Here is a 26,746-nt window from a genome sequence, read left to right on the forward strand (position 1 = left end):
AAAAAAGCGTTAGCGTAATATTCAGCGCTATTTCAGCATCCGCGTGCTGAATTAAAAAATAGATTAAGCGGATATTACCACTCGGCAACCGCGCCATCAGGATAGCGCCATAATGGATTCCGCCAGTCCGGCGCATTTTTGCTGCGCGCAATCACCAGCTCTTCATTAATTTCCACGCCGAGCCCCGGTTTATTTAACGGATAGAAGTGGCCGTCATCCATTTTGAAATCATCTTTATTAATGACGTAATCGAGTAGTTCTGCGCCCTGGTTATAATGGATGCCCATGCTCTGCTCCTGGAACACGGCATTGCGCGAGACAAAATCAACGTGCAGGCAGGCCGCCAGCGCGATGGGGCCCAGCGGACAGTGCGGTGCCAGTGCCACGTCGTAAGATTCCGCCATCGCCGCAATTTTGTAGCACTCGGTGATTCCGCCGGCGTGTGACAGATCCGGCTGCAGAATTGCCAGCCCGCCCGCCTCCAGCACGCGCTTAAACTCAAAACGCGAGAACATGCGCTCGCCTGCCGCAATTGGCAGATGGGTTTGCGCCGCCAGGCGCGGATAGTACTCCGCCTGCTCTGCCAGCACCGGCTCCTCGATAAACAGCGGGCGGTACGGCTCCAGCTCTTTAATCAGTACTTTCGCCATCGGCGCGCTGACGCGACCGTGGAAATCGAGGCCAAACTCAATCTCGCTACCAAATGCTTCACGGATTTGCGCCACGGTGTTCACCGCCGCATCCACTTTGCGCGAGTTATCAATGATGCCCATCTCTTCGCAGCCGTTAAGCTTGAAGGTATCAAAACCGATAGCGCGCAGTTTTCGGATGCCATCGATCACTTCCGCCGGGCGATCGCCGCCGACCCAGCTGTAGGCTTTGATGCTGTCACGCACCAGGCCGCCCAGCAGCTGATAAACCGGCACACCCAGCGCTTTACCTTTGATATCCCACAGAGCCTGATCGATACCGGCAATGGCGCTCATCAGAATCGGACCGCCGCGATAGAAGCCGCCGCGGTACATCACCTGCCACAGGTCATTGATGCGCGCCGGGTCCTGCCCAATCAGGTATTCAGAGAGCTCGTGCACTGCCGCTTCAACGCTGCGCGCGCGCCCCTCAATCACCGGCTCACCCCAGCCAACAATGCCTTCGTCGGTCTCGATTTTCAGGAACATCCAGCGCGGCGGCAGGCGGTAAGTGGTCAGTTTGGTAATCTTCATTTTACAGCGTCCTTATATGCAGCAATAAATGCGCGGGCTTTCTCCACCGTGCGTGACAGCGGCTGACCGGCGCGATAGAGATCGCTGCCGAGGCCGGCGCCGATGCAGCCTGCGGCGATAAATTCATGCAGGTTCTCCGGCGTCACACCGCCCACCGCAAACACAGGCACTTCCGGCGGCAGCACCGCTTTAAGCGCTCTGATATAGCCCGGGCCAAAAGCCGACGACGGAAATATCTTCAGCGCCTGCGCGCCCGCTTTTAAGGCAGTAAACGCTTCCGAAGCGGTCGCGCAGCCGGCGGCGACGATCATGTCTTTTGCCACCGCCTGACGGATGACGGCCGCATCGGTGTTCGGTGTGACCACCAGTTTGCTGTGCAACGTAGCCAACTCATCCACCTGCTCAGGCTCCAGTACCGTACCGGCACCAATAAGGGCTCTCTCACCGAACGTTTGCACCGTTGCCCCGATGCTTTTCGCCCATTCAGGTGAGTTGAGCGGGATCTCGATAGCGTCAAAGCCGGCATCGATCAGAGCGCCAACATGCGCTTCCGCCTCATCCGGCGTAATGCCACGCAGGATAGCGATCAGCGGCAGTTTAGTGGGCCAGGACATGAGCAATACTCCTTATTCCGTGCTGGAAAGCCCGATCGCCCTCCAGCGTGACTGAATCGATATGCATAAAGGCCAGCGCCTGTTGGTAGCGCTGCGCCAGCGCGCTGCCGGCAATAATGGTGATCGGCTGGCTGTGGTGCGCCATCTGCTGCGTCATCTGTGCCACTTCATGTCCAATCAACAAACCCGACAAAAAATCACTGATATGGCGACGATCGCGTGCGCCCAGTACATGTGCGGCGCGCACTTCAAATAATCGTGTCAGAATTGAGCGATCATGCGTGCCCACCTCTAAACCATCACGGAAAGCGGCAGGACTCTCCTGCTGCTCTGGCAAGCCTGCGCCAATCAGCGACTGCTTCAGTAACAGATGGTGCAGCTCGCCCGTCATGACGGTACGGAAATCCAGCACCTTATCCTGCTCCAGCTGTACCCACTTTGCGTGCGTACCCGGCATGACATAGAGCGGTGCAGGATGCAGCGCCAGCGCGCCCAGTAACTGAGTCTCTTCGCCACGCATAACGTTGTAGTTGTCTTCACGTTCGACGCTTAATCCCGGCACGATCCACGCTTTATCCTCTACGCGCGTTAAGCGGCTGCTGATGTCACCCAGCGCAACCGGACAGGCTAAATAGGGCACCGACAGCCAGCCGGCATTGCTGCCGACCATGCCGGCCATTACTACCGGCACCTCGTTTACCGGCCAGCCAGCCGTGATACTGGCAAAGACCTGCGCCGGCGTGCGGTCGCCCAGGCGCGTTACGCCGGCTTCCGAGCGGCGTTCATCAACACAGACGCCCTGCTGATAGTGCCAGGCGCGCAGATTGGTTGATCCCCAGTCAATGGCAATGTAGTGGGTCACAAAATCTCCTTGAGTCGTGCCGTTGAGCTGGCAATCATCGCTTTTGCTGCCTGTTCCGCTGCATCGCTATTCTGGTGGCGAATGGCATCGAATAAGGCTTTATGTTCGGCTAACGTGCGCGGCATGTTGCCGGAGTCCGCCATGTAGGTTTGCGTGAACACGGCTCTTTGTAGCTGGCTAATCGCCACATTAAGCTGCTGCAGCACCGGGTTATGCACCGATGTCATTACCGCTTCGTGATAGCGGATATCAGCGTCGTTAAACGCTTCCCGATCCAGATGGTTGGCCACCATGTCGTTATAAGCCTGCTCAATGGCGGCCAGATCGGTTGAGGTGGCGCGCTCTGCGGACCAGCGCGCGATCTGCGGCTCCACCAGCACGCGTACCTCGTTCATGGCGGCAATCAGACGCGGGTCCTGATCGTGGGCCAGCGCCCACTGCAGTACATCGCTGTCGAGGTAGTTCCACTGATTCCGTGAGGTGACATAGGCGCCGCGATAGCGCTTCATCTCCATCAAACGTTTGGCGATCAAGGCGCGATGCACTTCGCGGATGATGTTGCGCGAGGTGCCAAAGCGTTCGCACAGCTCTGCCTCTGCGGGTAACGCCGCGCCCGGGGCATATTTTCCGGCGACAATCTCTTCGCCCAGGGTATGAATGATGCGCTCGGTTTTACTGAGTTGTTCTTGCGTCATGAGGTTCCGTTCCATGCAGGATGATTGCTCATCAGATTACTGCGTTCGCGCAGTGAAACCTAACGGCTGCCTGAACCATTGAGGATGATTGTAGTACTATTAGAATTGTTTGTACTACAATATGGATCACAAAAAAGACAATCCATATAGGGTTTACCGGTGAACTAATGGAGGGTGTGTGAGGAATCGCTGGCGGCTTACGAAAGGCCAGGATGGGTCGCAGCAGTGCTGATGACTAAGAAAGCAGAGAGAATGCAGTGGCGACCTGTCAGGGCCGCCAGATGTGGTACGTAATGTGAAAGGTTACAGCACCAGCTCTTCAATGGCGTGCGCAACGCCATCTTCCATATTGGTTTTAGTGACAAACTGAGCAATCTTCTTTACGGAATCAATGGCGTTACCCATCGCTACGCCGGTTCCGGCATACTCAATCATCGCCAGATCGTTCTCCTGATCGCCAATCGCCATCACCTCCGACTGCTGCAGGCCAAGTTTTTCCGCCAGCATTTTCACGCCGTAGCCTTTGTTCACCAGCGGGTTAAGGATTTCCAGATAGTAAGGCGCGCTTTTTAAAATCGTATAGCTGTCGCGGGCACGCGCAGGCAGGCCGGCAATAGCTTTATCCAGCAGCTCTGGCTTATCGATCATCATAATTTTCGGGAAGCGCGTAGCCGGGTCCATCTCCTCTACCGCACGATAGCGCACCGGAATGCCGGTCAGGCTGGCTTCATGGATAGTGTATTCGCTGATGTCTTTGTTCGGCGTATAGAGGAATGATTTATCAAACGCCTGGAAATGCACGCCAAGTTCACGCGCCAGCTGCTCAAGATATAGGTAGTCGTCAAAGCCCAGCGTCTTCTCCGCCACTACGTCGCCGCTGTCGGCACTGTGTGCCAGCGCACCGTTATTGCTGATGCAGTACTGGCCCGGCTGGCGTAGATCCAGCTCCATCAGATAGCGCTCAACCCCAACAAACGGGCGGCCCGTTGCCAGTACAATTGAAACGCCCTTATCGCGTGCGCGCCCAATCGCTGCTTTTACCGCCGGAGTGATTTCGTGCTGCGGATTGAGCAGCGTGCCGTCCATATCGATCGCAATCAGTTTTATCGCCATAACGTCCTCGGTTAATACAGGGTTTGGCTTTAATGCTAGCGTGATTCAGCTCACATTGACCAGTTAATCGACGTAGCCAGCCGCATATCCTTTGTGCCACTGATTCCGGATCGTCGCGCTGGTCATTTACACGCGGCTGGATGCTTGACCATATAAGTGATTGCTTATAAATTTATATAAGCAATCACTTATAGGGAGATTGCGTTATGTGGGAAATTATGTTTTCCAGTCACTTTAAGGAGTGGTTGCTGATACAAGAAATAAACCTGAAAAAGCGCCTTGCTTCAGCGCTTCTGAACCTTGAGCACTACGGGCCTTTGCTGCCGCGCCCGTATGCCGATACGGTTCACGGCTCCAGATATCACAATATGAAGGAGCTCAGGCTCCAGCACGCCGGCCGGCCAATCCGGATTTTTTATGCCTTTGATGCAGCGCGAAAAGCGATTGTACTTTGCGCCGGCGATAAGCGTGGAGATAAGCAGTTTTATCAGCGCATGATTGCACTTGCAGACCAGATCTTCACCCAACACCTCGCACAAACAGAGGAAAGAAACAAATGAGCGACCTGAAGAAGTTTCTCGATACCGAGTTTTCTGCAGCTGAAAGAAGGGAAATTCAGTTGCAAGCCGAGGAGTTAATACTGGAAACCGGCCTGCAGTTATTGAGAGAAGAGCTGCAGTTATCGCAACTGAAAGTGGCTGAAGCAATGGGCGTGAAACAGCCGCGGATTACACAAATTGAGCAGGGCGGTGCCGATCAGCGGTTAATCACGATTAAACGCTATATCGAGGCGATGGGCGGCAAACTGAGTCTGGTTATTGAGATGCCGGATGGTTCAGGAGGCAGGACGATACGGGTATAAAAAACCCTTCCCGGGCGGGAAGGGTTTCGGTACATCAGATATCGATGTTGGCAGCTTTCAGCGCATTCTCTTCGATGAAGGCGCGGCGCGGCTCAACCGCATCGCCCATCAGCGTAGTAAACAGCTGGTCAGCAGCAATCGCGTCCTTGATGGTGACGCGCAGCATACGGCGGCTGTCCGGGTCCATGGTGGTTTCCCACAGCTGATCCGGGTTCATCTCGCCCAGACCTTTATAACGCTGTACTGACAGGCCGCGCGTGGACTCCTTCACCAGCCACTCAATCGCCTGCTCAAAGCTGGTTACCGGCTGACGGCGCTCGCCACGCTCGATGAAGGCATCCTCTTCGATCAGGCCGCGTAACTGCTCGCCCAGCGCGCAGATCTTGCGATATTCCGGACCCGCGATGAACTCGCTGTCCAGCGGATAATCGGTATCCACGCCGTGCGTGCGTACGCGCAGCACCGGCTCGAACAGCTGCTGCTCACGGTTTTCACGCACCTGCGCCATATAGCTGCTGCCGTGCGCTTCACGCTCGTTGAGGTAAGCCACCAGCTCATCCAGCCAGGTTTTCACTGCGGCTTCGTTGCTAAGCTCGCTCAGCGTCGGGCGATAAACCAGCGCGCGCAGCAGCGCAACCGGATAGCGGCGCTCCATACGCTTGATCATCTTCTGCGTGCTGTTGTACTCAGCCACCAGATTCTCCAGCGGTTCGCCGCCCAGGGCTGGAGCACTGGCGTTGGTGTGCAGCGTGGCACCGTCCATGGCGATGGAAATTTTGTACTGATCCATCGCCTCATCATCTTTGATGTACTGCTCTTGCTTGCCTTTCTTCACTTTGTACAGCGGCGGCTGAGCAATATAGACATGACCGCGCTCGATGATTTCCGGCATCTGACGATAGAAGAAGGTCAGCAGCAGCGTACGGATGTGCGAGCCATCGACGTCCGCATCGGTCATGATGATGATGCTGTGATAGCGCAGCTTGTCCGGGTTGTACTCATCGCGACCGATACCGCAGCCCAGGGCGGTGATCAGCGTGGCGACCTCCTGCGAAGAGAGCATTTTATCAAAACGCGCTTTCTCTACGTTCAGGATCTTCCCTTTCAGCGGCAGAATCGCCTGGTTTTTACGGTTACGACCCTGCTTGGCTGAACCGCCCGCAGAGTCACCCTCCACCAGGTAGATTTCAGACAGCGCCGGATCGCGCTCCTGACAGTCCGCCAGCTTGCCCGGCAGGCCAGCCAGATCCAGCGCGCCTTTACGGCGGGTCATTTCACGTGCACGACGCGCCGCTTCACGCGCGCGTGCTGCATCGATAATTTTGCCGACAACGATTTTGGCGTCTGACGGATTTTCCAGCAGGTATTCGCTCAGCAATTCGTTCATCTGCTGCTCAACCGCCGATTTCACCTCAGAGGAGACCAGCTTGTCTTTGGTCTGTGAGGAGAACTTAGGATCGGGCACTTTAACCGAGACAACCGCGACCAGACCTTCACGTGCATCGTCACCGGTCGCACTGACTTTGGCTTTTTTGCTGTAGCCCTCTTTATCCATGTACGCGTTGAGCGTACGCGTCATCGCCGCACGGAAACCGGCAAGGTGCGTACCGCCATCACGCTGTGGGATGTTGTTGGTAAAGCAGTAGATGTTCTCCTGGAAGCCATCATTCCACTGCAGCGCCACTTCTACGCCAATGCCATCTTTCTCGGTTGAGAAATAGAACACGTTCGGGTGAATCGGGTTTTTGTTACGGTTCAGGTACTCAACAAAGGCTTTGATACCGCCTTCGTAGTGGTAGTGATCGTTCTTGTCGTCACGTTTGTCTTCCAGACGAATCGATACGCCGGAGTTCAGGAACGACAGCTCACGCAGACGCTTCGCCAGAATTTCGTATTCGAAATCGACTACGTTGGTGAAGGTTTCATGGCTTGGCCAGAAACGTACGCGCGTACCGGTCGCATCGGTATCACCGGTCACAGCCAGCGGAGCCTGCGGCACGCCGTGCACGTAAGTCTGCTGATGCACTTTACCGTCACGACGAATGGTCAGTTCCAGCTTCTGGGACAGGGCGTTAACCACGGAGACGCCCACGCCGTGCAGACCGCCGGAAACTTTATAGGAGTTGTCATCGAACTTGCCGCCGGCGTGCAGGACGGTCATGATCACTTCCGCCGCGGAGACGCCCTCTTCCGGGTGAATGCCGGTCGGAATACCACGTCCATCATCCTGTACGGAAACGGAATTGTCGGCGTGAATGGTCACCATGATGTCACTGCAGTGACCCGCGAGCGCTTCGTCGATGGCGTTATCCACGACCTCGAATACCATGTGATGCAGACCGGTGCCGTCATCCGTATCGCCGATGTACATACCCGGGCGTTTGCGTACCGCATCAAGTCCTTTCAGGACTTTGATACTTGAGGAGTCATAAGAATTCGACATCAACGTTTCTCGCTCATTTAATCTTCAGGTTGAACCGCTATTTTACCCTGTTCCACGCGGAACATCTTGCCCTTTTCGTCACTCATATCGATTACATGTTCGACACCAATGGCGCTGACAAATACCTGAGCCTGCGTGGCTTTCAGGCGCTCGGCGAGCAGGCGACGACGGGTGTCATCGAGCTCGGAAGCAAAGTCATCAATCAGGTACAAACAGCGACGTCCGCTGCTGCGCGTCAGGTATTCGCCCTGCGCCAAACGCAGCGCGCACATCAGCAGCTTTAACTGACCGCGTGAGAGTAAATCTTCTACCGGCGTGCCCTCCGCACGGATGCGGAAATCAGCTTTATGCGGGCCGCTGGCGGTGTACGTTAGCGCGCGATCGCGCTCAAAATTGCGCTCCAGCAGTTCACCGTAGTCGCTCTCTTTGTCCCAGCCGCGCTGGAACGAGAACGTCAGGTCGAACTCGGGTAAAAACTGGCCGCAGGTGGTGGTGATTTCGCTGGCGATGGCAGCGCTGTATTCGGCGCGCCACTGGCTGATCTGATCGGCCAGCGGCACCAGCTCCTGATCCCACGGGCGAATCTGGTTATAGCGCGAAACCTGGCGCAGTGCGGCGTTCCGCTGTTTGAGCAGACGCCGTAAATTGCTCCAGGCCAGGAAGAAACCAGGGTACGCATGAAAGCAGCCCCAGTCGATATAGGCTCTACGGTATTTGGGGCCGCCGTTGAGCAAAGTAAACCCCTCGGGCGTAATTAACTGCATCGGCAGCAGCTGCGCCAGCTCTGCCACTTTGTGACCGTCGCTGCCGTCAATGCGCACTTTGCTGTCACCGGCACGATTTTTGGTCAGCCCGACCGCCAGTTCACGCTCCGTACCGTCAATACGTCCGTGCAGGACAAAAGCATCCTGATCGTGGCGAATGACGCGCCCGGCCTGCAAGCTGCGGAACGCCCGGCCATGACCGAGTGTATAGATCGCCTCCAGCACGCTGGTTTTACCGCTGCCGTTAGCGCCTACAAGGAAATTGAAGCCCGGCGCTAGCATGAGATCGGCTTGCTCGATATTGCGGAAATCTTTAATCAGGAGGCGGGTTAAAGCCATGAATCATTCCAGCCAGAAGGGGGTTGCCTAACATTAACAATCCAGGCCGTCGGCGGCGCAGGCAGTCTGGTCACGGCCAGCGCGCAGGCCCCGGGAGCATACTGAAGTATGTGACCAGGGGCGAGCACTGCCCGGGACCAGAATGGCAAGCAAGCCAGGCCGATATTTTCTACTACAAGCGCATTGGCATGACTACGTAGGCCGCTGCTGGACTGGCGACATCTTCAATCTGCACACTGGAAACCGAATCCGTCAGCAGTAAGCGAACGTTTTCGCACTTCAGTGCATTCAGCACGTCCAACACATAACTGACGTTGAAACCGATCTCCAGCTCGGTGCCGTTGTACGACACATCCAGCATCTCTTCTGCCTCTTCCTGCTCCGGGTTGTTGGCAGTAATGCGCAGCTGATTTTCGGTGATATAGATACGAACGCCGCGGAACTTCTCATTGGAGAGGATTGCCGCACGGGCAAACGCCTGCTTCAGCAGATCGCAACCGGCTTCCAGCGCTTTATCCGGGTTTTTCGGCAGTACGCGGCGATAATCCGGGAAACGGCCATCAACCAGCTTCGATGTGAAGATAAAATCGCCGACGTGCGCGCGGATGTTACTGCTGCCAATCTGCAGCTGCAGCGGCGTTTCACCACCATCCAGCAGACGCACCAGCTCAATCACGCCTTTACGCGGTACGATCACCGAATGGTTCGGCAGCGCCTGACCGATCGGCATCGAACAGACCGCCAGACGGTGACCATCGGTAGCCACGGTACGCAACTCTTCGCCTTCGGTTTCAAACAGCATGCCGTTCAGGTAGTAGCGTACATCCTGATGCGCCATTGAAAACTGGGTGGCTTCAATCAAGCGCTTCAGTGTCGCCTGCGGCAACGTGAATTCGACTTCGCTTTGCCAGTCATCCAGGTTCGGGAAGTCGCTGGCGGGCAGCGTTGAAAGCGAAAAGCGGCTGCGGCCGGAGCGCACCAGCATGCGGTCGCCCTCCAGCGTCAGGGTAATTTCTGCGCCTTCCGGCAGTCCCCGGCAGATATCGAGGAATTTGCGCGCCGGTACGGTGGTCGCGCCTGGCTCATGCGGCTGGGTCAGCGCGACGCGCGCTACCATCTCCATCTCCAGGTCGGTACCGGTCAGCAGCAGCGTGCCTTCATTGACCTGCAGCAGTAAATTTCCGAGGATCGGCAGCGTCGGGCGTCCGCCAAGCGGGCCACTCACCTGTTGCAGCGGCTTCAGCAACTGCTCACGTTCAACAATAAATTTCATATGCGTCAGGAAGATAAAGTTCGAATAAGGTTAGAGAAATCTTCTTTGATGTCGTGGCTCTCTTCACGCAGCTGCTCGATTTTACGGCAGGCGTGGAGCACGGTGGTATGGTCGCGGCCACCAAACGCATCGCCAATTTCCGGCAGGCTATGGTTGGTCAGCTCTTTCGCCATCGCCATCGCCATCTGACGCGGACGTGCCACCGAGCGCGAACGGCGTTTCGACAACAAATCCGCCACTTTAATTTTATAATACTCAGCCACCGTCTTTTGAATATTGTCGATGGTGACCAGCTTCTCCTGCAGCGCCAGCAGATCGCGCAGCGCTTCGCGCACGAAATCGATGGTAATGGCGCGGCCGGTGAAGTTTGCGTTGGCGATAACGCGATTCAGTGCGCCTTCCAGCTCACGCACATTGGAGCGCAGACGCTTGGCAATAAAGAAAGCCACTTCACCCGGCAGGCGAATATCGTTTTCGTCGGCTTTCTTCATCAGAATCGCTACGCGCGTCTCCAGTTCCGGCGGCTCGATCGCGACAGTCAAACCCCAGCCAAAGCGCGATTTCAGACGATCTTCCACACCATTGATCTCTTTTGGATAGCGATCCGATGTCAGAATGATCTGTTGATTGCCCTCCAGCAGCGCATTGAAGGTGTGGAAAAACTCCTCCTGCGAGCGCTCTTTATTCGCAAAGAACTGAATGTCATCGATCAGCAGCGCATCAACAGAGCGGTAGTAGCGCTTAAACTCTTCAATTGCATTGTTTTGCAGCGCTTTTACCATGTCCTGCACAAAGCGCTCAGAGTGCATATAGACCACTTTGGCATTCGGCTTACGCGCAATGATGCCGTTACCCACCGCATGCAGCAGGTGCGTTTTACCCAGCCCGGTACCGCCATACAGGAAAAGGGGGTTATATGCCCCGCCGGGATTATCAGCCACCTGGCGTGCCGCCGCGCGCGCCAGCTGGTTCGATTTACCCTCAACGAAGTTGTCAAAGTTGTGGCGGTTATTCACATTGGAGCGGTAAGTGACATCAGCCGGGGCCGGAACCGAATCCCAGCTTGGACGCAGAGGCTGTGCCGGGGCCGGACGGTTTTCCACGGGCGCCGGCGCACTGACGCTGCTGGCCATTACCGGCTGCGTGGCCGCCATCTGTGCGGCCGGGCGCGTGCCCACTTCAAAACGCAGCGTCGGCACGTTCGCACCGCAGAACTCATTCAGCAGCCCATTAATACTGTTGAGGTATTTATCCCGAACCCAGTCGAGTACAAACCGATTTGGTGCATACAAGGCCAGCGTATTGTCGTTCAATTCAGCCTGCAGTGGACGAATCCACATGCTGAATTCGGTGGCAGGAAGCTCATCCTGCAAACGGGCAAGACACTGTTGCCAAAGCGTAAGTGACACGGCGGACTCCACTCGTACAAAATCGATAAGAATTTCAGGCGCTAATAAATAGAAACTGTCTTTTTGACACAGGCGATCAGAAAGCGCCTGCGACCGCTATCTGCGGTAGTCATCCCTGATGATCGGCGGTGAGGATCGTCAGCGGAAGGGCGGATCATAGCGCAAAGCGCCTCAGAGATCTTCCCTTTCTACACAGTTTTGATCCAATTTATCCACAGGGTACTCAACCGCTATTGAGTTTACGCGCTCTGGAGAAAAAGCGAGCAGGATGCAGGCTGAAAGCGACAAATTTTCAGGCGACCTCTCGTTTTCTTCACCCCGATCGCGCATTTGATCGCAAGAAGATCCTGGACGATCCTTGCGCTTTCCTTTATAGCCCGTATAATTCTCCACCCGGCATTGGCGCGTGAAGCCTTGATGCCCGGAATTAGCGGGCTGTATCAGGGTTTTCAGGTTCCGCGACCAGCGAAGTAAATTGACTCCGGACTGTACAATTATTACAATCCCGCCTCTTTATTTAAGACACATTGAGGCGTTGGTCGTTTTACTGGCCCGAAAACGCGTCACCCAGTGAAATTTTCAAGTTTAGGTAGAAATCGCCATGAAACGCACTTTTCAACCGTCCGTACTGAAGCGCAACCGTTCACACGGCTTCCGTGCTCGTATGGCAACAAAAAATGGTCGTCAGGTTCTGGCACGTCGTCGTGCTAAAGGCCGTTCTCGTCTGACCGTTTCTAAGTAATAAAAGCTAACCCTCGTGGTTAAGCTCGCATTTCCCAGGGAGTTACGTTTGTTAACTCCCGCTCAATTCACTTTCGTCTTCCAGCAACCTCTTCGGGCTGGCACGCCGCAAATCACCATCCTCGGCCGCCTTAATTCGCTGGGGCATCCCCGCATCGGTCTTACTGTCGCTAAAAAGCATGTGAAACGCGCCCATGAACGCAACCGGATCAAGCGATTGACCCGCGAAAGCTTTCGTCTGCGCCAACACGAGCTGCCTGCGATGGATTTTGTCATCGTCGCAAAAAAAGGGATTGCTGACCTTGATAACCGTGCGCTGACGGAAGCGTTGGAGAAATTATGGCGTCGTCACTGTCGCCTGGCGCGCGGCTCCTGATCGCCCTGATACGCGTTTATCAACGCGCCATCAGCCCACTGCTGGGACCTCATTGCCGGTTCCATCCCACCTGCTCGCAGTATGGGATTGAGGCCTTACGTCGCTTTGGCATCGTAAAAGGCAGTTGGTTGACGATTAAACGCGTATTAAAATGCCACCCTTTGAACCCGGGTGGTGACGATCCTGTGCCGCCAAAAACCTTTGATACCAGAGAACATTAACGATGGATTCGCAACGCAATCTCTTTCTCATCGCTTTTCTGTTCGTGTCTTTTATGATCTGGCAAGCCTGGCAGACGGACCACGCTCCGCAGCCACAGCAGACTCAGACCACGCAGAACACAAGCAGCACAGCGGGTGATGCCGCCACTTCCGGCGTGCCGGCCAGCGGCCAGGGCAAAACGATCACCGTTAAGACTGATGTCCTGTCACTCAACATTAACACCCGCGGTGGTGACATTGAGCAGGCGCAGCTGCTGACTTACCCGGATAAACTGGGTTCAGACGCACCGTTCCAGCTGCTGGAAACAACCCCGGCATTCGTTTATCAGGCGCAGAGCGGCTTAACCGGTCGTAACGGTCCGGATAACCCGAACAATGGCGCGCGTCCGCTGTATACCACCTCTCAGGATCACTTTGAGATGGCAGACGGCCAGACCGAACTGCGTGTGCCACTCACCTGGACCGGTGAAAATGGCGTGGTTTACACCAAAACCTTCGTTTTCAAGCGCGGCGAGTTTGCGGTTAACGTTGACTACAACATCAATAACGCCTCACAGCAGCCGCTGGAAGTCGCGATGTTTGGTCAGCTGAAGCAGACCATCGACCTGCCTAAGCACCGTGATACCGGCAGCAACAACTTTGCTCTGCATACGTTCCGTGGCGCAGCGTACTCAACCAGCGATGCAAAATACGAAAAATACAAATTCGATACCATCGCGGATAACGAGAACCTGAGCACCACTACCAGCAATGGCTGGGTGGCGATGCTGCAGCAGTACTTCGCAACGGCCTGGGTGCCGCGTACGCAGGGCAATAACACCCTGTACACCAGCAACCTTGGCAACGGCGTGGCGGCAATCGGCTATAAATCAGCACCGATCACCATCGGCGCAGGCGCACAGCAGGATCTCGGCGCTACCCTGTGGGTAGGTCCGGAAATCCAGGACAAAATGGCGGCTATCGCACCGCATCTGGATCTGACCGTAGATTACGGCTGGCTGTGGTTCATCTCTCAGCCGCTGTTTAAACTGCTGAAGTTCCTGCACAGCTTTATCGGTAACTGGGGCTTCTCCATTATCGTTATCACCTTCATCGTACGTGGCATCATGTACCCGCTGACCAAAGCGCAGTACACCTCAATGGCGAAGATGCGCATGCTGCAGCCGAAGATTCAGGCGATGCGTGAACGTCTGGGTGATGATAAGCAGAAGCAGAGCCAGGAGATGATGGCGCTGTATAAAGCGGAGAAAGTGAACCCGCTGGGCGGCTGTCTGCCACTGGTTATCCAGATGCCAATCTTCCTGGCGCTGTACTACATGCTGTCCGGTTCGGTTGAGCTGCGCCATGCACCGTTTGTACTGTGGATTCATGACCTCTCCGCGCAGGATCCGTACTACATCCTGCCGGTTATCATGGGTATCACCATGTTCTTCATTCAGAAGATGTCACCGACTACCGTGACCGATCCGATGCAGCAGAAGATCATGACCTACATGCCGGTTATCTTTACCGTGTTCTTCCTGTGGTTCCCTTCAGGTCTGGTGCTGTACTACATCGTCAGCAACCTGGTGACCATCCTCCAGCAGCAGATGATCTATCGCGGCCTGGAAAAGCGTGGTCTGCATAGCCGCGACAAGAAGAAAGCGTAACGCCCCGCTCCGCTGAGCAGGACGTATAATCAAGGGGCGACATTTATGTCGCCCTGTTTTTTTGTGTGACGATAAGGTGAATTATGAGCCACAGCGACACGATCATCGCCCAGGCAACGCCGCCCGGCCGCGGTGGCGTTGGCATTCTGCGTATCTCCGGCGCCAAAGCGGCAGAGGTGGCGCAGGCTGTTTTAGGCAAGCTGCCGAAACCCCGCTATGCCGACTATGTGCTATTCAGCGATGCCGATGGCAGCGTGCTGGATCAGGGCATTGCGCTGTGGTTTCCCGGACCGAACTCCTTTACCGGCGAAGATGTGCTGGAGCTGCAGGGACACGGCGGCCCGGTGATCCTTGATCTGCTGCTGAAGCGCATTGTCGCGCTGCCCGGCGTGCGCATTGCCCAGCCAGGTGAGTTTTCTGAACGCGCTTTCCTGAACGATAAGCTTGACCTCGCCCAGGCTGAAGCGATTGCCGATCTGATCGACGCCAGCTCTGAGCAGGCAGCCCGCTCCGCTGTCAATTCGCTGCAGGGCGCGTTTTCCATGCGCGTTAATGCGCTGGTGGAAGCACTTACTCACCTGCGTATCTATGTGGAAGCCGCTATCGACTTCCCGGATGAGGAGATCGACTTCCTGTCTGACGGTAAAATCGAAGCGCAGCTTAATGCGGTGATCGGTGACCTGAATGGCGTACGTGCCGAAGCACGCCAGGGCAGCCTGCTGCGTGAAGGGATGAAGGTCGTGATTGCTGGTCGCCCGAATGCGGGCAAATCGAGCCTGCTGAATGCGCTGGCGGGTCGTGAAGCCGCTATCGTCACCGATATTGCCGGCACCACGCGCGACGTCCTGCGCGAACATATTCATATCGACGGTATGCCGCTGCACATTATTGATACCGCCGGCCTGCGTGAAGCCAGTGACGAAGTCGAACGTATCGGTATTGAGCGCGCGTGGCAGGAGATTGAACAGGCCGATCGCGTGCTGTTTATGGTTGATGGCACCACCACCGATGCCACCGAAGCCGCCGCTATCTGGCCCGACTTTGTGGCGCGTTTACCGGCCGAACTGCCCATTACCGTGGTGCGTAATAAAGCCGATATGACCAGCGAGACGCTGGGCCTGACAGAAGTAAATGGCCACTCACTGATTCGCCTCTCCGCGCGTACCGGAGAGGGCGTGGACGCGCTGCGCGACCATCTGAAACAGAGCATGGGCTTTGCCGGCAATATGGAGGGCGGTTTCCTTGCGCGTCGCCGTCATCTGCAGGCGCTGGAGCTGGCCGCTACGCACTTGCAGCAGGGCAAAGATCAGCTGCTGGGCGCCTGGGCAGGCGAACTGCTTGCCGAAGAGCTGCGTCTCGCACAGCAGGCACTGAGCGAAATCACCGGCGAATTTACCTCTGACGATCTGCTGGGCAGGATTTTCTCCAGTTTCTGTATTGGTAAATAGCCTCTTTCTCAGGTCGCCATTAATGGCCACCCTACAGGAATCTCTGCGGTTCTGTAGGGTGCGCATTATGCGCACCGGGGTCGTTGTAAACATACATCTTTGTTATTTGGCTCCCCCTCTCCTTTGCCGTATAACGGTTGATGGTCGTTGCTAAAGCGCAGCGGCCGCATCCACTATTCATGCTAAACATCAGGTACGGTTTGTACCTGAACAGGAGAGAAACATGAGTACACCGCTCGACAGCGTGGCGCTGAATGCGCTGTTTAATGAAGCCCGCACCCACAGCTACTGGCAGGACAAGCCAATTTCTCAGGACGTACTGAAGCAGCTCTACGCGCTGACCGCGCTGGGCCCGACTTCGGCGAACTGTTCGCCGGGCCGCTTCGTGTTCGTCACGTCACAGGAAGGCAAAGAGAAGCTGAAACCGGCGCTCTCCTCGGGCAATGTGGATAAAACCATGGCGGCACCGGCGACGGTGATTGTGGCGTGGGATCCGGCGTTCTACGAAGCGCTGCCAAGACTGTTTCCGCACGGCGATGCGCGTAGCTGGTTCACCAGCAGCCCGGATCTGGCCAAAGAGACCGCGTTTCGCAACAGCAGCCTGCAGGCGGGCTATCTGATTCTGGCGGCACGATCGCTGGGACTGGATGCCGGCCCGATGTCCGGTTTCGATCCGGCCAAAGTCAACGACGCCTTCTTTGGCGACAGCAAATGGCAGGTTAACCTGTTGATCAATCTGGGCTACGGTGAAGCCAGCAAACTGCATCCGCGTTTACCGCGCCTGAGCTTTGAAGAAGCCGGCAAATTTGCCTGATTCCGTCGCGTCGTGCCGCGGCACGACGCGCTTACGCTTATCCCAGCGAGTGAAAACCGCTGTTGAAGTAGATCATCGGTGCTGCCGCTTCGCCCGGCAGGGCAATGCCGACAATACGCGCCAGCAGCACGCTGTGTGTGTTCCACTCCACAACCTTCTCCAGCTGACAGTCAAAACTTACCAGCGCATCCGCCAGCACCGGGGCACCGGTATTCAGCGTATGCCATTCGCCACTGCCAAAGCGTTCATCGCGGCGCGTGGACTGACTGAACTGCGCGCAGAGATCGTCATGCTGTTCGCGCAGCACGTTTACGGCAAAATGACCTGCCTGTAAAAATGCATCGTGGCTGGATGCACTGCGGTTAACGCACACCAGCAGACTGGGTGGCTCGGCAGCCAGCGAGCTCACCGAGGTGGCGATTAATCCCAGCTTTTCGCCCTGATATTCGGTGGTTACCAGCGAAACACCGGCGGTAAGACGGCGCATGCCGTGACGAAATTCATCAAGCGAGATCGATTCCTGGCGAACAGGCGAGGTAACTGACATAACAACTCCGACGTGCATAGTTTGCGATGCGCACGATTGGCAGATGGGTGAATAATCGTTTATGCACTTCGAGGTGCTTTTTTTACCGCCCAAATCCTACACCACAACGGCCGCTTCATCACCCTATCCGACATGAACATGCAAAAGCTTCATATGCTAATACAACATGCAGAATTATCACTTTTTCGGCGTTATCTGAATTTATCCCCTTTCCCTCTAAGCCGGATGCAAACTGATGAGAAAATTCTTACAATGCGGTTGATGATTATCCGACCATTTTCACGGAGCGACAGATGGCTAGTCATTTTGTTCGTTGGATGGGTAACCCGCCCCTCTCCTCTGAGACAACACGGGTGCCACAGGATGTGATTAACAGCGCCGGACGCTTGCCCGATAAGCGCCGTGGACGTTTTCTTGCTGCGCGCGAACTGCTGGCGCAACTGATGCTGCGGGTTTACGGCATTCGTGAACTTCCCGCGCTGATTGCCAGCAGCAGCGGCCGCCCCTGCTTTGCCGATCCCCACCTGCCCGATTTCAGTATCGCCTATGCCGGCAATATGGTTGGCGTACTGCTGGCGGAAGAGGGAGGACGCGCCGGGCTGGACATGGAAATTGTGCGCGCGCATAGCCGTCAGGCACAGGATGCCCTGACGCAGGATCTCTCCTCGGGTGAGAAAGCCTGGATCAATGCACAGCAGGATTTTATGGAGGCAGTGACGCAGATCTGGACGCTGCGCCAGAGCATCCTTAAGCTGACGGGCACGGCGGAGAGCAGCAATTCGCTGCGCCTGCATCCGGCTGCCGGTCGCCTGCGTTCCAGCGTGTATCCCGATATCCAGGCCGTATGCGATGCCGAACCGACGCTGGTATGGTCATGCGCGCTATCGCCAGGCAGTGAGCGATTACGGCTGTGGGAGATTGATGCGCAGCAGCAGTGGCAGGCACTGCGCGATGTCGAGATGAGCAAACCTAATATCGGGCCGCGTACGCTACGGCTTACCAGCCTGCCCGGTGAGCGTACCCTCAGCGCCCCGGAGATGGGACATCCCTGAGAAAACAGGCCGCAAACGCGGCCTGTTCTGTTTAGTGCGCGTCGATAAACGCAATCTTCAGTACAAACAGCAGCGCCACCACCACCACGCACGGGCTGATTTCACGCCAGCGACCGGTTCCCAGTTTCATGACGCAGTAAGAGATAAAGCCCAGCGCGATCCCCTCAGTGATGGAGAAGCTGAACGGCATCATCGCGGCCGTGACAAACGCAGGCACAGCTTCAGTGAGATCATCCCAGCGCACGCGCGACAGCGAAGCGGTCATCAAAACACCAACGTAGATCAGCGCACCTGCCGCCGCGTAAGCGGGCACCATCGCCGCCAGCGGTGACAGGAACATCACCAGCAGGAACAAAATACCGGTGACTACCGCCATCAGCCGGTGCGCCCGCCAATTGCCACACCGGATGAGCTTTCGATATAGGCGGTAACCGACGATGTACCCGCCAGTGAACCGGTAACCGAACTGATGCTGTCGACATACAGCGCCTGCTTCATACGCGGGAAGGTGCCCTTTTCGTCGGTCAGCCCGGCTTTATCGGTCACGCCAATCAGCGTGCCGGAGGAGTCAAACAGATTCACCAGCATAAAGGAGAAGATCACCCCGGCCATACTGATGTTAAATGCCCCTTTGATATCCACCTGGCCGACCACCGTGGTAATCGCCGGCGGCGCCGCAAACACGCCGGTGAATTTCACGTCGCCCGTCAGCAAGCCAATTGCGGTGGTCACGACTATCGAGACCAGCACCGCCGCGTGGATGTTGCGCGAGGCCAGAATCGCGATGATGAAGAAGCCAAGCGCACCCAGCAGCACGCTGTGCGAAGCCAGATTGCCTACCGTCACAATGGTGTCGGCGTTTGGCACAATAATCCCGGCATTTTTCAGCCCCATCATAGCGATGAACAGGCCGATACCCGCGGTAATGCCAACCCGCAGGCTAAGCGGAATATTGGCAATCATCCAGTAACGCACACGCAATAGCGTCAGGATCAGCAGGCCAAGCGCACCCCAGAAGATGGCACCCATACCAACCTGCCAGGAGTAGCCCATTGCGCCAACCACCACGAAAGCGAAGAAGGCGTTCAGGCCCATTGCTGGTGCCAGCGCCACGGGAAGATTGGCCACCAGCCCCATCAGGATGCTGCCAAACGCCGCAATCAAACAGGTGGTAACAAACACCGCCTGGGTATCCATGCCCGCAACGCCCAGAATCTGCGGGTTAACAAAAACGATGTACACCATCGTCAGGAAGGTGGTGAAACCGGCAATCACCTCGGTGCGCACCGTGGTACCGTGTTCCTGCAGCCTGAAGATACGCTGCAAAAGGCCCTGATTTGTCATTTCGCTATTCCGATGAAAAATTTATCGCCGCGTATCCTATAGGCTTTGGCGCGGCAAAACACGGATTTTTCGCAACCGGTTGCCCGGGTCGCTTTCTGCGCTCAGTGCGCTAGAGTGACAGCTGATTGTTTACTAAAAGGATGATGCACGATGTCAGTTGAATGTATTTTTTTTGATTGCGACGGCACGCTGGTCGATAGCGAGATGATCTGTACGCAATCCTACGTCAACACCTTTGCCCGCTACGGTATCGAGCTCTCGCTGCAGCAGATGTTTGAACAGTACAAAGGGGTCAAGCTTTACGACATCATCCGCGATGTGATGGCGCAGCACCAGGTTGAGCTGCCGCTGGAAGAGGTAGAGGCAGCCTATCGCGCTGAAGTGGCGCGGCTGTTTGATCTCGATCTGCAGCCGATTGCCGGTGCGAAAACGCTGGTTGAGCGCGTTAAGGTTCCGATGTGCGTGGTGTCGAATGGAACGGTGAAGAAGATGCAGCATTCGCTGGGATTAACCGGCATGCTGCCGCACCTTGAGGGCCGGCTGTACAGCGGTTACGACATCAACCACTGGAAGCCCGATCCAGAGCTGATGTACCACGCGGCAGAGCAGATGCAGGTACCGATTGAGAAGTGCATTCTGGTAGATGATTCTGAAGCGGGCGCGCGTGCCGGGATTGCAGCGGGGATTCCGGTGTTTTATTACTGCGCCGATGCGCATAATCCGGTGATCGACCACCCGCTGGTGACGCGTTTTGACGATATGGCGCAGTTGCCAGATCTGTGGCAGGCGCGTGGCTGGGATTTAACCCGCTCGGCATAAATACCGACCCTACAAGGTATGTGTATGTGGTCGGCATGAATGGCGACCCTACAGGGTTGCGCATCGTGTTATGTAGGGTGCGCATTCATGCGCACCGGATCCAGGCAACAACCTCAGCCAATCGCGCCCAGTGAATCTTCGTTGCCCTGCTTCTTCGGCAGCAGGAACAGCGTGGCAACGATATCCAGCAGATAAATCAACGCCAGCAGCGTAATCGCCGCGGTAAACGAAATATTTGCTGCCAGCATACCGATCACCAGCGGGCCAAAGCCGCCCACGCCGCGTCCCAGATTGAACAACACATTCTGCGCTGTGGCGCGCGCCTGCGGCGGGAACGTGTCAGAGATCAGCGCGCCGTAGCCGCCAATCATGCCGTTAACGAACATCCCCATAATCGCACCGGTAAACAGCATCACTGTGGGATCGCGCAGCTGCGCGTACACTACCACCATCGCTACCGCGCCGAACTGATACAGCAGGAAGATTTTCCAGCGCGCAAAGCGGTCCGCCAGCACGCCGAACAGCCAGATACCGAACGTCATGCCGACCACCGTGACAGCCGTCCACAGGCCGGATTTGGTCAGGCTAAAGCCGAAGCTGGAGGATAGGTAGCTCGGCATCCAGATCATCAGGCCGTAGTAACCAAAATTCTGTACCGAACAGAGAATAAAAATACCCAGACTGGCTTTGCTGGTGGCGCGATCGGCAAACAGCAGCCTGATACGCGCGGTAAACGACAGCTGCGGCGTTTTCTCTGCCACGCGGGTAAAGCCCTCCGGCTCGCCCATGCTGCGGCGAATGACAAACGACACCAGCGCCGGCAGCAGACCGACAAGGAACATGCCGCGCCAGCCAATCACGCTCAGCAGCGGCGGCGTGATAAATGCCGCCAGCAGCACACCAAGCTGCCAGCCGATACCAACCCACGCTGAGGCGCGGTTGCGCTTCTCTTGCGGCCAGGCTTCGGCGATCAGCGCCATGCCGATCCCAAACTCACCGCCCAGCCCCATGCCGGCCAGCGTGCGGTAAGCCAGCAGATCCCAGTAACCCTGCGCCACGGCGCACAGCCCGGTAAACAGTGAGAACATTAAAATAGTGATAGTCAGAATACGGATACGGCCAAAACGATCGCTGAGATGGCCAAACACGATGCCGCCGATCACCGCGCCAATCAGCGTCCAGGTGACCAGCGAACCGGCCTGAGAGGGATCGAGCGCCAGCGATACGCTGATTGCCGGTAACATAAAGCCGAGAATCAGCAGGTCAAATCCATCCATGGCGTAGCCGCTGATGGCCGCCAGCATCGCTTTCGCCGGCGTCACGGCAGTTTTTTTGGGGGTTGCAGAGGACATATCACAGCACCTGGCAGAAAAAAGTGCGCCAAGTATAAAGAGAGGCTAACGCGGAGAACAGGTACAAATCGCAACGGCTGCCGGTTAGCCACAGAGGTAACAGGCAGCCGCAGCGGCGATCAGGAGGGTTTATTGCTGCCGTCATCGCCGGACAGCAGTTCATCCAGCCTGTCTCCGCCAACGTGACGAAAATCCTGTCCTTTTACGAAATAGAAGATGATTTCGCAGATGTTCTGGCAGCGATCGCCAATACGCTCAATCGCGCGCGCGCAGAACAGCGCGGTCAGTACGCTGGGGATGGTGCGCGGATCTTCCATCATGTAGGTCATCAGCTGGCGCACAATGCCTTCGTACTCTTTATCCACCTTCTTATCTTCGCGGTAGATGTTAATGGCTTCATTAAGATCCATGCGCGCAAAGGCATCCAGTACGTCATGCAGCATCTGCACGGTGTGGTGGCCAAGGGATTCAAGGCTCACCAGCAGCGGTAAATGCTGCTGACCGAACTTCTCCAGCGCGGTGCGGCTAATCTTCTCCGCCACATCGCCGATACGCTCCAGCTCAGAGATGGCTTTGATGATCGCCATCACCAGGCGCAAATCGCTGGCGGTGGGCTGACGTTTGGCGATGATGCGCACGCAGGCTTCATCAATCTCCACTTCCATCATGTTGACCTTCTGGTCGCCATCGATTACGCGGCGCGCCAGCTCAGCGTCCTGATTGTGCATGGCGGTGATCGCATCAGTAAGCTGCTGCTCCACCATGCCACCCATGATCATCACCTGAGTGCGAATGTGCTCCAGCTCGGCATTAAACTGACCGGAGATGTGTTTGTTCAGATTTAAATTATCCATGTGCGTCTCCTGAATCAGCCGTAACGACCGGTGATGTAATCTTCAGTCTGTTTCTGTGCGGGCTTGGTAAACAGTGTATCGGTATCGCTGAACTCAATCAGCTCGCCCAGATACATAAAGGCCGTGTGGTCAGAACAGCGCGCCGCCTGCTGCATATTGTGTGTCACGATCACTACGGTGTAATCCTGCTTCAGCTCGGTGATCAGCTCTTCAATGCGGCCGGTTGAGATAGGATCCAGCGCCGAGCACGGCTCATCCAGCAGCAGCACTTCCGGACGAATCGCGATGCCGCGCGCGATGCACAGGCGCTGCTGCTGACCGCCGGAGAGACTGTAACCGCTCTGATGCAGCTTGTCTTTGGTTTCATTCCACAGCGCCGCTTTGGTCAGCGCCCACTGCACGCGCTCATCCATATCCGCGCGCGATAGCTTCTCAAACAGACGCACGCCAAAGGCGATATTGTCGTAAATCGACATCGGGAACGGCGTCGGCTTCTGGAACACCATGCCGACGCGGGCGCGCAGCAGGGCGATATCCTGATGCGAGGCCAGAATGTTATCGCCATCCAGCAGAATGTCGCCTTCCGCGCGCTGCTCCGGATAGAGCGAATACATTTTGTTAAAGGTGCGCAGCAGGGTTGATTTGCCGCAGCCGGACGGGCCGATAAATGCCGTCACCTGGTTTTTTGCGATATCCAGATTGATGTTTTTCAGCGCGTGGAACTTACCGTAATAGAAGTTCAGATTACGCACCTGGATTTTGCCGGCAGCCGTGTTTGCCATACTCATTGCTCATCTCTCATGTGCAGCGCCGCCGAAGCCGCGCCGGAAAATTAATGTTTGCCTTTGGCGAAAACGACGCGCGCTACGATGTTCAGCAGCAGCACGCACACCGTAATAATCAGTACGCCCGCCCACGCCAGGCTCTGCCACTCGGCAAAGGGGCTCATGGCGAATTTAAAGATGGTCACCGGCAGGTTAGCGATAGGCTGCATCATGTCGGTGCTCCAGAACTGGTTCGACAGCGCGGTAAACAGCAGCGGTGCCGTTTCACCGGCAATGCGCGCAATCGCCAGCAGTACGCCGGTGATAATGCCAGAGACCGAGGCTTTCAGCGTGATAGCGGAGATCATCTTCCACTTCGGCGTGCCCAGCGCGTACGCGGCTTCACGCATGCTGTCCGGTACCAGACGCAGCATGTTTTCGGTAGTGCGGATCACGATAGGCACCTGCAGCAGAGCCAGTGCCACTACGCCGGCCCAGCCGGAGAAGTGCTGCATCTGCGACACCACGATGGTGTAAACAAACAGGCCAACCACAATCGACGGAGCCGACAGCAGAATGTCGTTGATGAAACGAATCACTTCCGCCAGCCAGTGCTTACGTCCGTACTCGGCCAGATAGATACCGGCCATGATGCCCAGCGGCGTACCGAAGAAGGTGGACCAGAAGATCAGCAGGCCGCTGCCCGCCAGCGCGTTCGCCAGCCCGCCGCCAGCGGTATTCGGCGGCGGCGTTGACTCTGTGAACAGCGACCAGCTCAGGCCATCGATCCCTTTGGTTACCGTGGTGAACAGAATCCAGATCAGCCAGAACAGGCCAAATGCCATGGTCAGCAGGGATAACGTCAGGGCAATTTTATTTTTGGTGCTGCGCCACGCCTGCATTTTACGGCGTGAAGCCGCCAGCTCAGCGCGCGCCTGCATTTCAATTGCTGTCATGAACGGGCTCCTTCACTCTTCGCCAGACGCAGGATCATCAGTTTGGAGATCGCCAGTACGATAAAAGTAATCACGAACAGGATCAGCCCCAGCTCCATCAGCGCTGCCACGTGCACGCCCGACTCGGCTTCAGCAAATTCGTTCGCCAACGCGGAGGTGATGCTGTTACCCGGCATAAACAGCGAGGCGCTGTCGAGCTGGTAGGTATTACCGATGATAAAGGTCACTGCCATGGTCTCCCCCAGCGCGCGGCCAAGTCCGAGCATCACGCCGCCAATCACCCCGTTTTTGGTGAACGGCAGCACGATGCGCCAGATCACCTCCCAGGTGGTGCAGCCGATGCCGTAGGCCGACTCTTTCATCATTACCGGGGTTTGTTCAAATACGTCACGCATCACCGAGGCAATGTACGGGATGATCATGATGGCGAGGATCACCCCGGCCGCCAGAATACCGATACCGAATGCCGGGCCGGAGAACAGTGAGCCAACAATTGGCACATTAGCCAGTACATCGCCCACCGGCGTCTGGAAATATTCGGCAAACAGCGGGGCAAAGATAAACAGTCCCCACATGCCGTAAACGATGCTGGGAATGGCTGCCAGCAGTTCGATGGCGGTTCCCAGGGGACGGCGCAGCCAGCCGGGTGCCAGCTCGGTCAGGAACAGGGCAATACCAAAGCTCACCGGCACTGCGATGATCAAGGCAATTAGCGAGGTCACGAGGGTGCCGTAGATCGGCACCAGCGCACCAAATTCTTCATTTGGCGCATCCCAGGTTTTGGTCCACAGGAAGGAGAGTCCAAACTTCTGGATGCTCGGCCAGGAGGAGAAAATCAGGGAGACGATAATGCCACCCAGCAGCAGTAACACAATCAGCGCAGATAGCTTTACCAGCGCGCCGAAGATCATGTCGCCTTGCTTGCCCGGTGCTTTAAACGTCGGCTTAGTGGCAGCCATAGAATTCTCGTTCTCAGAAGGTAATCAGGGCGGCGATAGCGCCGCCCCTCAGATTGGCCCGCTGCAGTCGCAGGCCAGGTGGTTCACTTACTGGTACAGCGCTTTACCGGAGCTGTCTTTGATGTTGGCTTTCCAGGCGGCACGAATCTGATCCGCTACGCTCTCAGGCAGCGCGGCGTAATCCAGCGCGGTTGCGGTTTTGCTGCCGCCTTTGTAGGCCCAGTCAAAGAACTTCAGCACTTCGCTGCCCTTCTCCGCGTTCGCCTGATCTTTGTAGATCAGGATGAAGGTGGTAGAGGTGATTGGCCATGCGTCGTTGCCCTTCTGGAAGGTCAGGTCCTGGGCAAAAGATTTGCTCCAGTCTGCGCCTTTAGCCGCGTTGGCAAAGCTGGCTTCGCTTGGTGCCACCGGCTTGCCATCTGCGTCCATCAGTTTGGTGTAGGTCAGGTTGTTCTGCTTGGCGTAAGCGTACTCAACGTAGCCAATCGAGCCTGGCAGGCGCTGAACAAAGGCCGCCACGCCGTCGTTGCCTTTACCGCCCAGGCCGGTTGGCCAGTTCACGGTATTGCCTTTACCGATTTTGCTGTTCCACTCTTCATTCACCTTCGCCAGATAGCTGGTGAAGACGAAGGAGGTACCGGAACCATCCGCGCGGCGCACCACGTTGATGTTGGAATCAGGCAGCTTTACGCCCGGGTTCAGCTTAGTGATTGCCGGGTCATTCCACTTTTTGATGGTGCCCAGGTAGATATCGCCCACGGTCTTACCGTCGAGCGTCAGCTCACCGGATTTCACGCCAGGGATGTTCACCGCCAGCACCACACCACCAATGACGGTAGGGAACTGGAACAGGCCATTTTTCTGCAGATCTTCATCTTTCATCGGCGCATCGGACGCACCGAAGTCAACGGTTTTGGCAATGATTTGCTTCACGCCGCCCGAAGAACCAATACCCTGATAGTTAATTTTGCTACCGGTGGCTTGCTGGTACTCTGCTGCCCACTTGGCATAAACCGGTGCCGGGAATGTCCCGCCTGCGCCTGTGAGATCGGTGGCTGCGAATGCAGATACCGCGCTAACAGCGAAGGTGGCGGCGAGGATTCGGGCTACGGTGCTACGCATCAGTGTCATGTTCCCTCCAGGGGATTTAAAAATCAGGCTCGATGCCTTTTTAGTAAGAGTCAGTGATTGCTGCTGGAGGGAAAATAGGACAGTTTGATGACAGTGAAATGTACGAATTGTGACAGTTATAT

26 protein-coding genes and 1 pseudogene are annotated in these 26,746 nt (G+C 56.3%); 10 read left to right on the plus strand and 17 right to left on the minus strand.

From position 1 onward, the window contains the following. Positions 1-74: 74 nt before the first annotated feature. The 5 genes from dgoD to yidA all read right to left on the minus strand — a co-directional run bounded on the left by dgoD (position 75) and on the right by yidA (position 4,507). Positions 75-1,223, minus strand: coding sequence for a galactonate dehydratase (gene dgoD / locus HA48_RS02440; protein WP_128599620.1), 1,149 nt, complete (start codon positions 1,221-1,223; stop codon positions 75-77). After that, the gene (locus HA48_RS02445; RefSeq protein WP_128599621.1) at positions 1,220-1,837 is read right to left on the minus strand and encodes a 2-dehydro-3-deoxy-6-phosphogalactonate aldolase; all 618 of its coding nucleotides are present in this window, start codon (positions 1,835-1,837) and stop codon (positions 1,220-1,222) included. Before HA48_RS02445 ends, dgoD begins: the two co-directional genes overlap by 4 nt. Next, complete coding sequence (locus HA48_RS02450) at positions 1,821-2,699, minus strand: 2-dehydro-3-deoxygalactonokinase (protein WP_128599622.1); 879 nt, start codon at positions 2,697-2,699, stop codon at positions 1,821-1,823. Before HA48_RS02450 ends, HA48_RS02445 begins: the two co-directional genes overlap by 17 nt. Continuing rightward, a complete protein-coding gene (locus HA48_RS02455) occupies positions 2,696-3,394 on the minus strand; it encodes a FadR/GntR family transcriptional regulator (protein WP_128599623.1) in 699 nt (232 codons plus the stop codon). The genes HA48_RS02450 and HA48_RS02455 overlap by 4 nt, the downstream gene beginning before the upstream one ends. A gap of 303 nt (positions 3,395-3,697) precedes the next feature. Next, positions 3,698-4,507 (minus strand): sugar-phosphatase, encoded by an 810-nt coding sequence (gene yidA, locus HA48_RS02460; protein ID WP_128599624.1) that lies wholly within the window; start codon positions 4,505-4,507, stop codon positions 3,698-3,700. 206 nt (positions 4,508-4,713) lie between these two features. Here yidA and HA48_RS02465 point away from each other — a divergent pair, with 206 nt between their 5' ends. Next, positions 4,714-5,067, plus strand: coding sequence for a type II toxin-antitoxin system RelE/ParE family toxin (locus tag HA48_RS02465; protein WP_128599625.1), 354 nt, complete (start codon positions 4,714-4,716; stop codon positions 5,065-5,067). Further along, positions 5,064-5,369 carry a helix-turn-helix domain-containing protein gene (locus HA48_RS02470; protein WP_128599626.1) on the plus strand — a complete coding sequence of 102 codons (306 nt, stop codon included), beginning with the start codon at positions 5,064-5,066 and terminating at the stop codon, positions 5,367-5,369. The genes HA48_RS02465 and HA48_RS02470 overlap by 4 nt, the downstream gene beginning before the upstream one ends. Before the next feature lie 34 nt (positions 5,370-5,403). On the opposite strand, the gene gyrB is transcribed toward HA48_RS02470, so the two are convergent. The 4 genes from gyrB to dnaA all read right to left on the minus strand — a co-directional run bounded on the left by gyrB (position 5,404) and on the right by dnaA (position 11,597). Next, positions 5,404-7,812, minus strand: a complete 2,409-nt coding sequence (gyrB, locus tag HA48_RS02475; RefSeq protein WP_128599627.1) for a DNA topoisomerase (ATP-hydrolyzing) subunit B — start codon at positions 7,810-7,812, stop codon at positions 5,404-5,406. A 17-nt stretch (positions 7,813-7,829) separates the two neighbouring features. After that, a complete protein-coding gene (gene recF, locus HA48_RS02480; protein ID WP_128599628.1) occupies positions 7,830-8,915 on the minus strand; it encodes a DNA replication/repair protein RecF in 1,086 nt (361 codons plus the stop codon). A gap of 172 nt (positions 8,916-9,087) precedes the next feature. Continuing rightward, a complete protein-coding gene (gene dnaN, locus HA48_RS02490) occupies positions 9,088-10,188 on the minus strand; it encodes a DNA polymerase III subunit beta (protein WP_128599629.1) in 1,101 nt (366 codons plus the stop codon). 5 nt (positions 10,189-10,193) lie between these two features. Then, complete coding sequence (dnaA, locus tag HA48_RS02495; RefSeq protein ID WP_128599630.1) at positions 10,194-11,597, minus strand: chromosomal replication initiator protein DnaA; 1,404 nt, start codon at positions 11,595-11,597, stop codon at positions 10,194-10,196. Between the two features lie 601 nt (positions 11,598-12,198). Between dnaA and rpmH the strand changes: the two genes are divergently transcribed. From rpmH to HA48_RS02525, 6 genes are all read left to right on the plus strand, one after another. Next, positions 12,199-12,339: a 50S ribosomal protein L34 gene (gene rpmH, locus HA48_RS02500; RefSeq protein ID WP_003849659.1), complete on the plus strand. Its 141-nt coding sequence runs from the start codon at positions 12,199-12,201 to the stop codon at positions 12,337-12,339. Positions 12,340-12,354: 15 nt separating this feature from the next. Beyond that, on the plus strand, positions 12,355-12,714 hold the full coding sequence (gene rnpA, locus HA48_RS02505; RefSeq protein WP_128599631.1) for a ribonuclease P protein component: 360 nt from the start codon (positions 12,355-12,357) through the stop codon (positions 12,712-12,714). Beyond that, on the plus strand, positions 12,678-12,935 hold the full coding sequence (gene yidD, locus HA48_RS02510; protein WP_128599632.1) for a membrane protein insertion efficiency factor YidD: 258 nt from the start codon (positions 12,678-12,680) through the stop codon (positions 12,933-12,935). Before rnpA ends, yidD begins: the two co-directional genes overlap by 37 nt. A gap of 2 nt (positions 12,936-12,937) precedes the next feature. Then, a complete protein-coding gene (yidC, locus tag HA48_RS02515; protein ID WP_128599633.1) occupies positions 12,938-14,584 on the plus strand; it encodes a membrane protein insertase YidC in 1,647 nt (548 codons plus the stop codon). A gap of 83 nt (positions 14,585-14,667) precedes the next feature. Further along, the gene (gene mnmE, locus HA48_RS02520; protein ID WP_128599634.1) at positions 14,668-16,032 is read left to right on the plus strand and encodes a tRNA uridine-5-carboxymethylaminomethyl(34) synthesis GTPase MnmE; all 1,365 of its coding nucleotides are present in this window, start codon (positions 14,668-14,670) and stop codon (positions 16,030-16,032) included. Between the two features lie 223 nt (positions 16,033-16,255). Further along, positions 16,256-16,846 (plus strand): malonic semialdehyde reductase, encoded by a 591-nt coding sequence (locus HA48_RS02525; RefSeq protein WP_128599635.1) that lies wholly within the window; start codon positions 16,256-16,258, stop codon positions 16,844-16,846. A 37-nt stretch (positions 16,847-16,883) separates the two neighbouring features. On the opposite strand, the gene HA48_RS02530 is transcribed toward HA48_RS02525, so the two are convergent. Then, a complete protein-coding gene (locus HA48_RS02530) occupies positions 16,884-17,393 on the minus strand; it encodes a flavin reductase family protein (RefSeq protein WP_128599636.1) in 510 nt (169 codons plus the stop codon). A 293-nt stretch (positions 17,394-17,686) separates the two neighbouring features. Here HA48_RS02530 and HA48_RS02535 point away from each other — a divergent pair, with 293 nt between their 5' ends. Continuing rightward, positions 17,687-18,445 (plus strand): 4'-phosphopantetheinyl transferase family protein, encoded by a 759-nt coding sequence (locus tag HA48_RS02535; protein ID WP_128599637.1) that lies wholly within the window; start codon positions 17,687-17,689, stop codon positions 18,443-18,445. 31 nt (positions 18,446-18,476) lie between these two features. Here HA48_RS02535 and HA48_RS02540 read toward each other — a convergent pair. Further along, a pseudogene (locus tag HA48_RS02540) lies at positions 18,477-19,789 on the minus strand (NCS2 family permease). A 150-nt stretch (positions 19,790-19,939) separates the two neighbouring features. Here HA48_RS02540 and yieH point away from each other — a divergent pair. Further along, positions 19,940-20,608, plus strand: coding sequence for a 6-phosphogluconate phosphatase (yieH, locus tag HA48_RS02545; RefSeq protein WP_128599638.1), 669 nt, complete (start codon positions 19,940-19,942; stop codon positions 20,606-20,608). A 113-nt stretch (positions 20,609-20,721) separates the two neighbouring features. Here yieH and HA48_RS02550 read toward each other — a convergent pair whose 3' ends face one another. The 6 genes from HA48_RS02550 to pstS all read right to left on the minus strand — a co-directional run bounded on the left by HA48_RS02550 (position 20,722) and on the right by pstS (position 26,624). Continuing rightward, a complete protein-coding gene (locus tag HA48_RS02550) occupies positions 20,722-21,960 on the minus strand; it encodes an MFS transporter (RefSeq protein WP_128599639.1) in 1,239 nt (412 codons plus the stop codon). A 119-nt stretch (positions 21,961-22,079) separates the two neighbouring features. Further along, positions 22,080-22,814 carry a phosphate signaling complex protein PhoU gene (phoU, locus tag HA48_RS02555; protein WP_128599640.1) on the minus strand — a complete coding sequence of 245 codons (735 nt, stop codon included), beginning with the start codon at positions 22,812-22,814 and terminating at the stop codon, positions 22,080-22,082. A gap of 14 nt (positions 22,815-22,828) precedes the next feature. Continuing rightward, entirely contained in the window at positions 22,829-23,602 is a 774-nt protein-coding gene (pstB, locus tag HA48_RS02560; protein ID WP_128599641.1) for a phosphate ABC transporter ATP-binding protein PstB, read from the minus strand. Between the two features lie 44 nt (positions 23,603-23,646). After that, complete coding sequence (gene pstA, locus HA48_RS02565; protein WP_128599642.1) at positions 23,647-24,534, minus strand: phosphate ABC transporter permease PstA; 888 nt, start codon at positions 24,532-24,534, stop codon at positions 23,647-23,649. Then, a complete protein-coding gene (pstC, locus tag HA48_RS02570) occupies positions 24,531-25,493 on the minus strand; it encodes a phosphate ABC transporter permease PstC (protein ID WP_128599643.1) in 963 nt (320 codons plus the stop codon). The genes pstA and pstC overlap by 4 nt, the downstream gene beginning before the upstream one ends. A gap of 87 nt (positions 25,494-25,580) precedes the next feature. Next, on the minus strand, positions 25,581-26,624 hold the full coding sequence (gene pstS, locus HA48_RS02575) for a phosphate ABC transporter substrate-binding protein PstS (RefSeq protein ID WP_128599644.1): 1,044 nt from the start codon (positions 26,622-26,624) through the stop codon (positions 25,581-25,583). Positions 26,625-26,746: the final 122 nt, after the last annotated feature.

It is taken from the genome of Pantoea wallisii, from assembly GCF_002095485.1.
GTDB classification, from domain to species: Bacteria; Pseudomonadota; Gammaproteobacteria; order Enterobacterales; family Enterobacteriaceae; genus Pantoea; species Pantoea wallisii.